We start from the raw sequence: 12,331 nt of genomic DNA on the forward strand, positions 1-12,331 counted from the left end.
CGGTTACCTTGTCAGGCGGCGCGCAGGCTGCGCGCGGGGTCAGATTTCGACGAAGACGCGGCCGTTCTCGACCTTGGTAGGATAGGTGTGCAGGTTCTCGCAGGCGGGCGGGGTTTCGACCTCGCCGCTGGAGGCGTTGAAGATCGAGGCGTGCTTGGGACATTCGATGGTGTTTTCCACTACCAGCCCGTCTTCAAGATGCACGTCCTCATGGGTGCAGAGGCCGTCGGTGCAGTAATAGTTGTCCTCGTGATCGCGGATGATAACGAAGGTGCGGCCGCCGTGATCGAAACGGATCACGTCTTCTTCGTCGATGTCGGTGGCGGCGCAGGCGTCGATCCAGTCGGCCATGATGGTTTCTCCCTTTGTTCAGAGCGTGATAGAGCGGTTTTCCTCCGCGCTTTGCCGCGCGGCATCGAGGATTTGCAGCGTGCGCACGCCGGAGGCAGCGGTCACCGGCGGCGGCGTGCCATCGCGAACCGCGCGGGCGAAGGCGGCATAGTAGTCGTGATAGCGGCCCTGTTCCGACGGAACGTGGGCCGCGCCCACGGCGGTGCGCAGGGTGCCCCAGTGGCTTTCGGGCTCATAGCCCCAGGCGTCGGGGGCCTGAACGGGCCGAATGCCTGCAAAGATCGCCTGCGCCTGCACATCCGTCCCGTGCGAGACGTAGGATCCTGCATCGCCGTAGGCGCGCAACTCGCGCTGGTCGAAATGGTTCAGTTTGCTGGCCGAGATGTGGCTATGCGGGCCGCCCTCATGCCGGAGCGTGATGGTGAAACTGGCGTCGGTGCGCCCCTCGGGCAGGTCGACATGGTCTAGCTGCGCGTCAACCGCCACGACCGGCCCCAAGAGCCAGACCATCTGGTCCACCAGATGTGAGCCGAGATCGCGCAGAAGTCCTCCGGTCGGCCCGTGTTCCAAGGTTGCCGGATCGTCGAAATCCATCCGCGAATGCACGCGCCAGACGCGGCCCAGCCGACCGTCGGCGATCAGTTTTGCCAATGTCTGGATGTCGCTGTCGTAGCGGCGGTTCTGGTACACGCCCAGCACCACGCCCCGGGCGTTCGCCGCTTCGTCCAACCGCCGTGCGCCGTCGGCATTCGGGGCAAAAGGTTTGTCCGCGATCACATGCAGCCCGGCGTCGATCGCCTCCATCACCAGATCATGACGGGTCTGGGGCGGCGTGGTGATCGTGACCGCATCCACCTCGCCGCTGGCGATCATCTCGCCGAGGCTGGCATAGACAGGCTGTTCCGGCAGATCCGACCGCACCTTTGCAACCGTGCCAGGCGCGCGCGCCACCACCCCGGCCAGAGCGCAGCCTTCGGCGGCCTCGATAAAGGGGGCGTGAAAGTGCTGGCCTCCGGTGCCGTATCCGACAACGCCAATTCTCAACATGTCGAGCCTGCTTTCTGTCTGAAATGTGCGATGGGTTTTCAGGCTGCCGGAGCACCGGCCTTCTTGGCGTTCATGCGCTCTTTCTTGGCGCGAAAGCGGGCCTTCATCGCCTCGTCCGCCTCTTTTGAGCCGTCGTGCCAATAGCCGAACCATTTATCCAGCGGCACGATGCCGTCGGCGCCATAGTTCACCTCGAAATACTTGTGGTGCAGGTAGTGGCCGTAGGCGTGGCTATCGAGCGCGGTTTCGTCCGTCAGTTCAAGCTTGTCGAAGCCGATATGCCCGTTGATCGCGCCGTAGCCGACGATATGGCTGTTGAACATCATCACGATCGGGTTCGACGGGATGATGAAATGCCAGACGATCTCGGCGAAATAGAGCAGATGCTCGACCGGATGCATGGACAGCGAAGACCAGGGCGACGGGTTGATCGAGTTGTGGTGAACCGAATGGATGTGTTTGTACAGAAACGGCGAATGGATCAGCCGATGAATGCAGAAGAAGTGGATCTCGTGGATCGCCGGCACGAGGAAGATCAGCAGCGTCAGCCACAGCCAGTTGTCCTGCCAATCCAGCCAGCCAAAGACATGGTAGCCGTTGGCGAAGGCCCAGAGCATCAGCACCTCGATCATCGTCCAGATCGGGATGCCCACAAGGAACGAGCGCAGGAAGTTGTCGAGGTTCTGGCTCTGGAACCAGAAGATGTCAGACGGGTTTTCAGACGGGAACTTGTGGTTGAACTTGAACCGTGTGCCCTGCTTGCGCCGCACGTAGTAAAAGAGCTCAATGGCGCCATACATCGCGAAGATGCCGACCATGTTCACAACCAGCAGCCACAGGGCCCAGCCCCAGGACAGCGTCTGCAGCGTTGCGACGTCGGGAATGACAAAGACCCAATAGAGCAGCGCTGTGGCCATGTGAAAGGCATTCCACGGCCAGATCAACTCGAACAGGTAATGCCCAACCTTGTTGAATCGGCCCTCCCAGAAAGGGGCCACTTTCAGGGCCTCGTTCGGCGCCCAGTTGCCGCGCTTGTCGCGGGTTCCGTATAGTGTGTCGTCCATGTTCTTCCCCACTCTTCGCCCCAAAGCGTGGCGCCGCATTAGACGGGCCGCTGTGAAAGGGTGAGCCTTGATCAGATAGATCGGATGAATTTCCGGGGCGTGACCGACGCCCAAGGGATGCATACACCACCAATTGACAGCCTGTCGCAGAGCGTGTTGATTGATTTCAATCAGCGCAGCGGCGATGCGCAGGCAAAGCACTGAGACAATGGCAAAAGAAGCTTCTGGCAAAGTCACGTTGCAGGATGTTGCCACCAAGGCAGGTGTCGGAAGCGCGACCGTGGACCGGGTGCTGAACGAACGCGGCAATGTCAGCGACTCGGTGCGCAAACGGGTGATCGAGGCGGCCCGGGAGCTTGGGCTGCGGCGCATTCTGCCATCTGCCTATCGTCGCACCGTTCGGATCAACTTCATCCTGTCGCGGACGGAGCGGCCGCTGCTGAAACGCATGGCCACGGAGGTCGGACGGCTCAGCCAGCGCTGCGAAGAGGGCCTTTACATTCAACGGACCTTGCTTGACCGGGAAGACCCCGAATCCGTCGCCAAGGCGATGCTGCGTGGGGCCTATGACGCGGTGGCTATTTGCGCGCCCGATCACGCGTTCGTCCATCAGGCCATCGACACGCTGGCACGCCGCGATTGCCCCGTCGTGACATTGATTTCGGACGTTCCCGGCTCGGCCCGGCTTGCTTATGCCGGAACCGATCACGTCAAGGCCGGGCGCTCGGCGGCTTTTTTCCTCGCCCGGATGGCTCCACGCCTGGATGGGTTGGGAAAAGTTATCGTGCTCTGTCACGACGAGGGATTTCAGGCCCATGCCGAACGCATTCGCGGCTTTGCCGAGCAATTGGAGGCCGACGACCTTGGCTTGAAGTTGGCGGAAATCGTCCGTGGCGGGGATGACCCCTTGTTGTCAGAGATAAAGTTGAAAGAGACGTTGCGCCGTCACCCGGAAACTGTCGGGATCTACAATGCCGGTGGCGCAAACCGGGGAGTGATCGCGGCGATAGCGGCCAACTTACTGCCCAGGCGACCGCTCTTTCTGGGCCATGAACTCACGAATTTCACTTGGCACTGCCTGCGGGACGGGCGGATGACCCTGGCAATCGATCAGAGCCCCGAATTGCAGGCGCAATACGCACTGGAAGTGGTGATGCACCACTATGGATTCGAAGGCGCCGTGCGCGCGCTACCGCCCTATGTGTCCGATGTTCCGATCGTTTTGTATGGGCCGCAGAACCTGCCGGATGTGCCGCCAAACTGATGTCACCCTCGCCTTGCACCTGCCTTTACAAACATCAGGGACCGCAATTGTACCGGGTGTGGATCGAAATCTGCGTCTCTGCGGGCTCCGAAATTTCGGTGCCGCCGACATGGCTGCGTAGCCACTCTGCCGCCGTTGTCACCTCGGCGACGAAGTCGTGCGAAATGACGTAGTCCATGACGCCGCTTTCCAGCAGCGCCCGGGTATAGGGCGTCAGTTCGTGGCCGACAAAGATCGTCTCATGAGTCTTTTCAAAGGCCTCCAACGCTTCGGCGACGCCACGGTTGGCCCCGGCAACATTGTAGATGGCCGCCGGACAGCCATGTGTGTCGATATAGGCCGCAAGCTGTTCGCGTGTGGTTTCGGTGCTGTCGTCCGAGGTCACGCGCTCTTCGATCTTGAGGTAGGGGAATTCGCTACGCAGGACACGGCGGAAACCCATCTCGCGTTCCTGTTGGGATCGGAACGGCACGCTCATCATCAAGAGGATGTTGTTGCGCTTCTCCGGCAGGATCTGGCCAATCAACTGGGCTGCCACGCTGCCCGCCGCGTATTGGTTATTGCCGATATAGGCCGAGCGTCGCGACGAGGGCAGATCCGTTGTCAGGGTCACGACCGGACGGTCGCTGCCGACCAGTTTGCGCACCGCGCGGTTGATCGCGGGGTGTTCACGCGCAATGACGATCACCCCGTCCGCGTCAAAGCCTTCGTCCTCGATCTTGCGGGCAAAGGGCATCGGATCCATCTGGTGGGTCGATACATAGTGACCATCGATCTGAATCCCGGGGAGGGTGCGATTGATCCGGTCCACCGCCGCTTCCATCAACCCGTTGAAGGACGCGCCTGAATCGCAATAAAGCTTTAGGTTCAGCAGGCGTTCAACAGCGCCACGTTCGGTAGCGAGTTTCTCAAAGGCATTCTGGACCCGCTGCCGGGTCTTTTCGCTGACACCGGGGCGGTTGTTCAGAACCCGGTCCACCGTTGCAGATCCCACACCGGCAACCTTGGCGATTTCACTGACTGTCGGCCCTCGCCAGGGCAGTTTTTTTCGCACGTCTTCCAAATTGTTCCTCCCTGGTCGTCGAGATGGAGCGGGCACCACTGCCTGTGGGTAACATACACAATCCGGTTTGGTTGACCGTAGGCACCCGTGGCTTCGTCATGATGTTATTTACATCAGAAACACGCGAAAGCGGCAAATTTGACTGTTTTATTCGGTTTATCAAAGCGTTATTAACTTTCTGGTCGCCATATGATGGAAAACGCATCAAGAATTGGCGCGCAACTTCGTTCTCTCGAAATGACGATTCAGGTAGTTAACCTAGCGTCGGCACTCGGGAGGACACGCCGTCATCGTTCATTGCGCACCGGGGAGGTGTCGCTTCGAACGCCGTCCACACATGCAAATCGAATTGACCGTGTCCGCGTCGCGTTGGCACGCCGGTCGACTGATGTCGGGCCGCAGAGGTGCGGCCGTATCCAAGGGAGGAAATCGACATGAAACTCACCAAAACCATCGCAGCTACGGCCATCGCCGCAGTGATGTCCACCGGCGCCTATGCGCAGGACATCGCCGTGATCGGCGGATCGGCCCAGGATGGCTTCTGGAACCTGGTCAAGAAGGGCGTTGATGACGCGACACTGGTGGTCGAGGCCAATGGCGGCACCGTCAACTACCTGCTGACCCAGAACTACGACAACTTCGGCCCCGACCTCGTGACCCTGATCGAACAGGCCGTTGCGCAGGGCGCAGACGGCATCGCGATCCCGAACTGGATCCCCGAATCCGAAACGCCGGCGCTGCAGGCTGCGGCGGAAAAAGGCGTCAAGATCATCTCTTACAACGCAGGTCAGGGCGAAATGGACAAGTACGACTCGCTCAACTACTTCGGCTCTGACGAGTATCTGGCCGGTGTCGCGGGCGGCAAGTACATGGCTGAAAAAGGCGCCAAGAAGATCATGTGCCACATCCAGATCCCCGGCGCGATCAACCTTGAAACCCGCTGCAAGGGTGTCGAGGACGGAGCCAAGGACGCCGGTGCTGAGGTCTACATCGTGCGTGTTCCCGCCAACCTCGACGGTGACATGATCGGCACTTCCGAAGCCATCAAGGCAGAGCTGATTGCAGATGGCGACATCGACGCGGTTATCAACCTGGCGGCCTGGGCTGCGGATGCCTCCGCTTCGGCGCTGGAGCAGCTGGGCAAGACCGACAGCGTCATGCTGGGCACCTTTGACCTGTCGGCTTCCGTCCTGAACCGCATCGAAGGCGGCACCCAGACCATGGCCATCGACCAGCAGCCCTACCTGCAAGGCTTCCTGGCGACCTCGATGCTGTTCTCCAACCTGAAGTTCGGCACCGAGCTGGCGACCAAGCCGGTCCTGACCGGCCCGGCCATCGTCGACTCTTCGAACGTCGCGACCGCCATTGCCGGCGTGAAGCTGGGCGCGCGCTAAGCCGTCACCCACAAACCGGACCCGGCCGGTCAATGGCCGGGTCACCCAAGCTCACCCGCGACCGGGTTCGAGCCGCATTCCATCAGGAGCCTGCCCAAATGACCGATACGTCTTCCACCACTGGTTCGGGGGAAACGCCAAAAGCCGAAGAAATGTCGGCGGGCTTTTCCTTCGGTGATTTTCTGCGCAGCCCGGCAGCAGGGGCTCTCATGGGCTTTGTCGTTGTCTTCTGTGTCTTCGCAATTTTCGGCTTCAGCCGCAATTTCCTGTCCATCCCCGGGGTGACCACCTGGGTGAACTTTGCCTCGCTGGTCGGAATCATTGCCATTCCCGTCGGCTTTCTGATGATCGCGGGCGAGCTCGACATTTCCACCGGCGCGGTGCTGCCCGCGGGCGCCATGACGGTGGCAATCGTGTCCGGCCACTATGACCTGCCGGTTCTCGTCGGCATTCTGGCGGCACTGAGCGTCGGCGCGCTGGTCGGGTTCATCAACGGGTTCATCGTGACGCGGACCGAAGTGCCGTCTTTCATCGTGACTTTGGCCACGCTCTTTGCGGTTGCCGGTCTGACGCTGTACCTGTCGATCCTGTTCATCAACAACACCAACTCCTTCTACCATGCGCCGGACTGGGCCAAATCGCTCTTCGGCGGCAAGGTCTACGGTTTCAACTCGTCGGTCTTCTGGTGGCTGGCGCTGGTGGCGGCGTTCTACTTCTTCCTGCACAAGTCGCCCAAGGGGTCCTGGGTCTTCGCTCTTGGCGGTGATCAGGAAAGCGCGCGAAACGCCGGTATCCCGGTGCGCAAGCTGAAGATCAGCCTGTTCATGCTGTGCTCGACCTGCGCGGCCTTCGCCGGGGCGCTTCAGGTGATCACGTTCAACTCGGCCACCAGCCAGGCGAACTTTGGCCTGATCTTCAACACCATCATCTCGGTCGTGGTCGGCGGTGTGCTGCTGACGGGCGGGTTTGGCACCGTGATGGGCATCGTCTTTGGTGTGCTGACCCTGTCCATCGTAACGCAGGCCATCGGCTTTACAGAGATCGACCGCAACCTGTCGTTCCTCATCATCGGTGTGATGCTTCTGATCGCGGTTCTGATGAATGACACCTTCCGCAATTTGGCGACCAGCTGGTCGACCTCGAAGAAGAAGTGAGGAGAGAGACCATGTCCGACAAGAAACCCGTCCTCGAACTCCGCAAGGTCGACAAGAGCTTTGGCCCGATCGACGTGCTCCACGAAATCAGCCTGAAGGTGGGCGAGGGCGAAGTGCTCTGCCTGCTGGGGGACAACGGCGCCGGCAAGTCGACCCTGATCAAGACCCTCGCCGGGGTGCACCAGCCGACGCGCGGCGAAATCCTGATGGATGGCACGCCGACGTCGTTCTCCAGCCCGCGAGATGCGCAGGGCCGGGGGATCGCCACGGTGCACCAGTTTGGCGGGACCTATCCGCTGATGTCCGTCGGGCGCAACTTCTTCATGGGGATGGAACCGACCAAGGGCGTCGGTCCGTTCAAGGTCTTCGACCGCGCCAAGGCCAACCGGATCGCGGTGGAAGAGGTCCAGAAGATGGGCATCACCCGCATCACCGACGGCGACCGTCTGGTTGGTGGCCTGTCGGGTGGCGAGCGTCAGTCGCTGGCCATCGCCCGTGCGGTGTATTTCGGCGCCCGCGTGCTGATCCTTGATGAGCCGACCGCCGCGCTGGGGGTCAAGCAGGCCGCCCACGTGCTGCGCATCGTGAACGAGGCCAAGAAGCGCGGTCTGGCCGTGATCTTCATCACCCACCAGGTGATGCACGCCATGGCCGTGGGCGATCACTTTGCCGTCCTGATCCGGGGCGCAATCGCCGCCGATTTCCGCAAGGGCGACAAGACCCGCGAAGAAATCGCCGACCTGATGGCAGGCGGGGAAAGCATGGCAGACCTCGAAGCCAATATCGAGGGCTACATGGAAACTCACGACGGCCATCCGCCGCAGCCTGCGGCCTGACCTGACTGGACGGGGGCCTACCCCGTCCATCCCTCGAACACTTGTGACGCAAACCGGGGCGGCCAGACGGCCAGCCCCCTGGGAGGAGATTTGCCGTGACGATAAGACTTGCCGTTATCGGGGCCGGATTGATGGGCGCGGACCACGCGAAGATCGTGGCCCAGGATCTGCCCGGCGCGACGTTGCAGGTGATCTGCGATATGGACAGGGCCCGTGCCAAGAGCCTCGCGGACACCTTGGGCGCGCAGGATGTGGCCAATGATCCGAACGCCGTGATCAACCGCGCGGATGTGGATGCCGTGATCATTGCCAGCCCCGACTTCACCCATGCGCCCCTGTCCAAGGCCTGTATCGCTGCGGGCAAGAGCGTGCTTTGCGAAAAACCGCTGTCGCAGAAGCCCGCCGAATGTCTTGAGGTGATCGAGGCCGAGATGGCGGCAGGCGCGCGCCGGGTCATGCTGGGCTTCATGCGCCGCTATGACCGGGCCTATGCCGAGATGCGGCAGGCCCTGCAGGACGGCACGCTGGGCCGCCCCCTGATGATGCACAACTTTCACCGCAACGTGGAAACGCCGGCGTCCGACTTTACCGGCGCGATGGCGATCACCAATTCCGCCCCGCATGAATTCGACGTGGTGCGCCATGTGTTGGGATGTGAATTCACCAGCGTCACCGCGATGCAGCCCAAACGCTCGGACGACAAGGTCGCGCCGGTGGTGATGGTTCTGGAAACCGATGGCGGTCAGCTGGTGACCATCGAGATCAACAACAACGCCGACTATGGTTATGACGTACGCGCCGAACTGGTGGGTGAGACCGGGTCGATCGCGACGAACAACGTGGCCTACAGCCGAACCGATATGAAGCTGGCCTCGGCGACCCGCTACGACACCGACTGGCGCGGCCGTTATCACGACGCCTACGTACAGCAGAACCGCGCCTTCCAGCGCTTTGTCGAGACGGGCGAATTCCCCGAGATCGCGTCCGATTGCTGGGACGGCTACTGCGCCGCCGTGGTGGCCGAAACCGGTGCGAAGGCACTGGAAAGCGGCCAGAAGGCAAAGGTCGAGATGATCGCCAGGCCGGGGTTCTATTCTACCAAACAAGGAAAAGCGGCATGAAACTCGGCTTTGTTTCCGACAGCCTCGGTGGCATGAGCCTGCAAGAGGTCCTGCAGAACGCGCAGCGCATGGGCGTTCAGGGCATCGAGGTGAACACATGCGGCTGGTCCACCGCGCCGCATTTCGACCTAAAGGCCATGCTGGGCGATGCGCAGGCGCAAAAGGATTTCCGCGCCCGGTTCAAGGATCACGGGCTGGAGATCATCAGCCTGAACGCCAATGGCAATCCGCTGCACCCGACCGATCCAGTACAGGCAGAGGGTCTGCGCGACACCATCCGTGTCGCAGGTCAGATGGGCATCAAGACGGTCTGCACCATGTCCGGTCTGCCCGCTGGCTCGGCCTCGGACACCATGCCCAATTGGGTGGTCTCCTCCTGGCCGCCGGAAACGCAGGACATCCTGAAATACCAGTGGGAAGAGAAGCTGATCCCCTTCTGGACAGAGATCGCGGCGCTGGCCCGCGACAATGGCGTCGAGCGCATCGCGCTCGAACTGCACGGCAACCAGTGTGTCTACAACGTGCCCTCCCTGTGGAAACTGCGCGACGCGGTCGGGCCCGTCATCGGGGCAAACCTCGACCCGTCGCATCTTTTCTGGATGGGTGCTGATCCGCTGGTGGCGGCAGAGGCCCTGGGCGAGGCGATCTATCATGTGCACGCCAAGGACACGATGCTGAACGCGCCGGTGCAGGCGACGACCTCGCTCTTGGAAAACGGATCGTTGATGGACATCCCGGCCCGCAGTTGGTCCTACATAACGCTGGGTTTCGGCCACGGCGAGGAATGGTGGCGGCAGTTCTGCTACCGGCTGAAGATGGCCGGCTACGACGGCTGGCTGTCGATCGAACATGAGGATGTTTTGCTCAACTCTCTGGAAGGGTTGGAGAAATCCGTAACGCTGCTGCAAAACGTGATGCCTTCCGCCCCGGCGGACTACAAACCACAGGATATCTGACATGGCTTTTCAACTCGCGGCCTGCGCCGAGATGCTCTGGGCCGACAAACCGATCCACTGGCGCGCCGCGCGCCTCAAGGAGATGGGCCTGGGCGTCGGCCTCTGGAACTGGCCGGAATGGGATCTGGACGCGCTGGAGAAAACTGGTGCCACCTTCACCATCATGAACGGCTACCTGCAGGGACGGCTGACCGATGCGGCAGGCGCGGACATGCTGCTGAAATCGGCGCGGGAAACCGCGCAGGTGGGCAAGCGGCTGGGCGTGCATCGGCTGAACCTGCACGGCACCGGCCTTGGCGACGGCGGCATCCCGATCCCGCAGCACGGCACCTTTGCGCCCGGCATGGAACTGCGCGCGCGCGATACCCTGCACCGGATCTGCGACATGGCAGAGGAAGAGGGCGTGACCTTCACGCTGGAAAACCTCAACCCGCTGGATCACCCGGGCTGTCCCTTCGGCTCCACCGAGGCGGTGCTGTCGCTGGTCTCTGCCGTCAACCGCCCGCAGTTGCGCATCAACCTTGACCTCTACCACACCCAGATCGGCGAGGGCGACCTTGTCCGTTGGTGTCAGGCTTGCCTGCCATGGATCGGCGAGGTGCAGGTGGCTGACAATCCGGGCCGCTGCGAACCGGGCACCGGTGAAATCAACTATCCGGGCATCGCCCGCGCGCTGGCCGACATGGGCTATGACGGCCCTGTCGGGATGGAAGCCAATGCCAAGGGCGACTCTGACGCGGCTGTCGAAGCCTTCCGCGCTGCCTTTACCCTTTGACCCCTCATAGAAAGACTCTGCCATGATCAACGTCGGACTTCTGGGCGCAGGCCGCATCGCCGGTGTCCACGCCACTGCCATCACCTCCAACCCGGACAGCACGCTAACCGCCGTGTCGGACTATTACCCCGAAAACGCCGAAAAGCTGGCGGCGCAATATGGTTCTGTCGCGCGTACAACGGATGAGATCATTGCCGATCCATCGATCAACGTGGTGCTTATTGCCACCTCGACCGACACCCATTCGAACCTGATCGAACAGGCTGCGGCGGCGGGCAAGGCCGTGCTTTGCGAAAAGCCCGTCGATCTGTCGCTTGAGCGCGCGCGCCAATGCCAAGCCAACGCGGCCCAATCGGGCAAGCCGGTCATGATCGGCTTCAACCGCCGGTTCGATCCGAACTTTGCCGCCGTCAAACAGGCGCTGGACGCGGGTGAGATCGGCAAGGCCGAGATGCTGGCCATCACCTCCTATGACCCGGCGCCGCCGCCGCTTGCCTATATCAAGGTCTCGGGCGGCATCTTTCGCGACATGATGATCCATGATTTTGACATGGCCAACTTCATGATGGGCACAGCACCGGTCACGGTCTCGGCCGTGGGCTCTTGCCTGGTCGATCCGGCGATTGGCGAGGCGGGCGATTTCGACACAGCTGCCGTGACGCTGACCTATGCCGATGGCCGGATCGCGACCATCCGCAACACCCGCCGCGCCGGTTATGGCGACCAGCGGGTCGAGGTGCAGGGGTCGGAAGGGATGCTGCAGGTCGGCAACCTGATGGAAAACCTCGTGATGAAGTCGACCGCGAATGGCGTGACCAGCGCCAAGCCGGTGCTGTTCTTCCTCGAACGCTACATGCCGGCCTATGCCGCCGAGTGGAACGCCTTTGTCGCGGCCTACAAGGCGGGTGGTGCGATGCCGGTGACGCTGGACGATGGCGTGGCCGCGCTGGCCATGGCAGAGGCCGCCACGCAATCCGCAAAGTCGGGCCAACCGGTGAGGCTGTCCGATGTCTGACCTTGACCTGATCACGATAGGCCGTTCCTCGGTCGACCTCTACGGTGCCCAGATTGGCGGGCGGCTGGAGGATATGGGGTCCTTTGACAAGTATATTGGTGGATCGCCCACCAATATCGCCTGCGGGACGGCGCGTCTTGGGTTGAAATCGGCGGTGATCACCGGGGTCGGGGATGAGCACATGGGCCGCTTCATCACCGAACAGCTTGCGCGTGAAGGCGTCAGCACGGAAGGCGTGAAGGTGGACCCCGACCGGCTGACCGCGCTGGTTCTTCTCGGCATCCGGGATCA

At 61.8% G+C, this 12,331-nt stretch carries 13 protein-coding genes; 9 read left to right on the forward strand and 4 right to left on the reverse strand.

Annotated features, from left to right (window positions below; all coding sequences use genetic code 11):
* Positions 1-39: 39 nt before the first annotated feature.
* From RBB42_RS21110 to RBB42_RS21120, 3 genes are read right to left on the reverse strand one after another with little or no spacing between them, the layout of a single operon-like run.
* Complete coding sequence (locus RBB42_RS21110) at positions 40-351, reverse strand: MocE family 2Fe-2S type ferredoxin (protein WP_305971598.1); 312 nt, start codon at positions 349-351, stop codon at positions 40-42.
* An 18-nt stretch (positions 352-369) separates the two neighbouring features.
* A complete protein-coding gene (locus RBB42_RS21115; RefSeq protein WP_305971599.1) occupies positions 370-1,398 on the reverse strand; it encodes a Gfo/Idh/MocA family protein in 1,029 nt (342 codons plus the stop codon).
* A 38-nt stretch (positions 1,399-1,436) separates the two neighbouring features.
* The gene (locus tag RBB42_RS21120; protein WP_305971600.1) at positions 1,437-2,462 is read right to left on the reverse strand and encodes a sterol desaturase family protein; all 1,026 of its coding nucleotides are present in this window, start codon (positions 2,460-2,462) and stop codon (positions 1,437-1,439) included.
* A 208-nt stretch (positions 2,463-2,670) separates the two neighbouring features.
* On the opposite strand from RBB42_RS21120, the gene RBB42_RS21125 reads away from it, so the two are divergent.
* Positions 2,671-3,726 carry a LacI family DNA-binding transcriptional regulator gene (locus RBB42_RS21125; RefSeq protein WP_305971601.1) on the forward strand — a complete coding sequence of 352 codons (1,056 nt, stop codon included), beginning with the start codon at positions 2,671-2,673 and terminating at the stop codon, positions 3,724-3,726.
* Between the two features lie 34 nt (positions 3,727-3,760).
* Here RBB42_RS21125 and RBB42_RS21130 read toward each other — a convergent pair whose 3' ends face one another.
* Positions 3,761-4,828, reverse strand: a complete 1,068-nt coding sequence (locus tag RBB42_RS21130; protein WP_371931810.1) for a LacI family DNA-binding transcriptional regulator — start codon at positions 4,826-4,828, stop codon at positions 3,761-3,763.
* Positions 4,829-5,223: 395 nt separating this feature from the next.
* Between RBB42_RS21130 and RBB42_RS21135 the strand changes: the two genes are divergently transcribed.
* The 8 genes from RBB42_RS21135 to RBB42_RS21170 form a co-directional block, all read left to right on the forward strand.
* Entirely contained in the window at positions 5,224-6,183 is a 960-nt protein-coding gene (locus RBB42_RS21135) for a substrate-binding domain-containing protein (RefSeq protein WP_305971603.1), read from the forward strand.
* A gap of 98 nt (positions 6,184-6,281) precedes the next feature.
* Positions 6,282-7,337, forward strand: coding sequence for an ABC transporter permease (locus tag RBB42_RS21140; RefSeq protein WP_305971604.1), 1,056 nt, complete (start codon positions 6,282-6,284; stop codon positions 7,335-7,337).
* Positions 7,338-7,348: 11 nt separating this feature from the next.
* Positions 7,349-8,173, forward strand: a complete 825-nt coding sequence (locus RBB42_RS21145) for an ATP-binding cassette domain-containing protein (RefSeq protein ID WP_305971605.1) — start codon at positions 7,349-7,351, stop codon at positions 8,171-8,173.
* A 95-nt stretch (positions 8,174-8,268) separates the two neighbouring features.
* A complete protein-coding gene (locus RBB42_RS21150) occupies positions 8,269-9,294 on the forward strand; it encodes a Gfo/Idh/MocA family oxidoreductase (protein ID WP_305971606.1) in 1,026 nt (341 codons plus the stop codon).
* On the forward strand, positions 9,291-10,250 hold the full coding sequence (locus RBB42_RS21155; RefSeq protein ID WP_305971607.1) for a sugar phosphate isomerase/epimerase family protein: 960 nt from the start codon (positions 9,291-9,293) through the stop codon (positions 10,248-10,250). The genes RBB42_RS21150 and RBB42_RS21155 overlap by 4 nt, the downstream gene beginning before the upstream one ends.
* Position 10,251: 1 nt before the next feature.
* Positions 10,252-11,025, forward strand: a complete 774-nt coding sequence (locus tag RBB42_RS21160) for a TIM barrel protein (RefSeq protein ID WP_305971608.1) — start codon at positions 10,252-10,254, stop codon at positions 11,023-11,025.
* 22 nt (positions 11,026-11,047) lie between these two features.
* Positions 11,048-12,040, forward strand: a complete 993-nt coding sequence (gene iolG, locus RBB42_RS21165; RefSeq protein WP_305971609.1) for an inositol 2-dehydrogenase — start codon at positions 11,048-11,050, stop codon at positions 12,038-12,040.
* On the forward strand, positions 12,033-12,331 hold a 299-nt coding region (locus RBB42_RS21170), incomplete at its 3' end, for a PfkB family carbohydrate kinase (RefSeq protein WP_305971610.1). The genes iolG and RBB42_RS21170, both read left to right, overlap by 8 nt.

Origin of the sequence: Mameliella sp. MMSF_3455 (genome assembly GCF_030733205.1) — a bacterium.
Lineage (GTDB): Bacteria > Pseudomonadota > Alphaproteobacteria > Rhodobacterales > Rhodobacteraceae > Antarctobacter.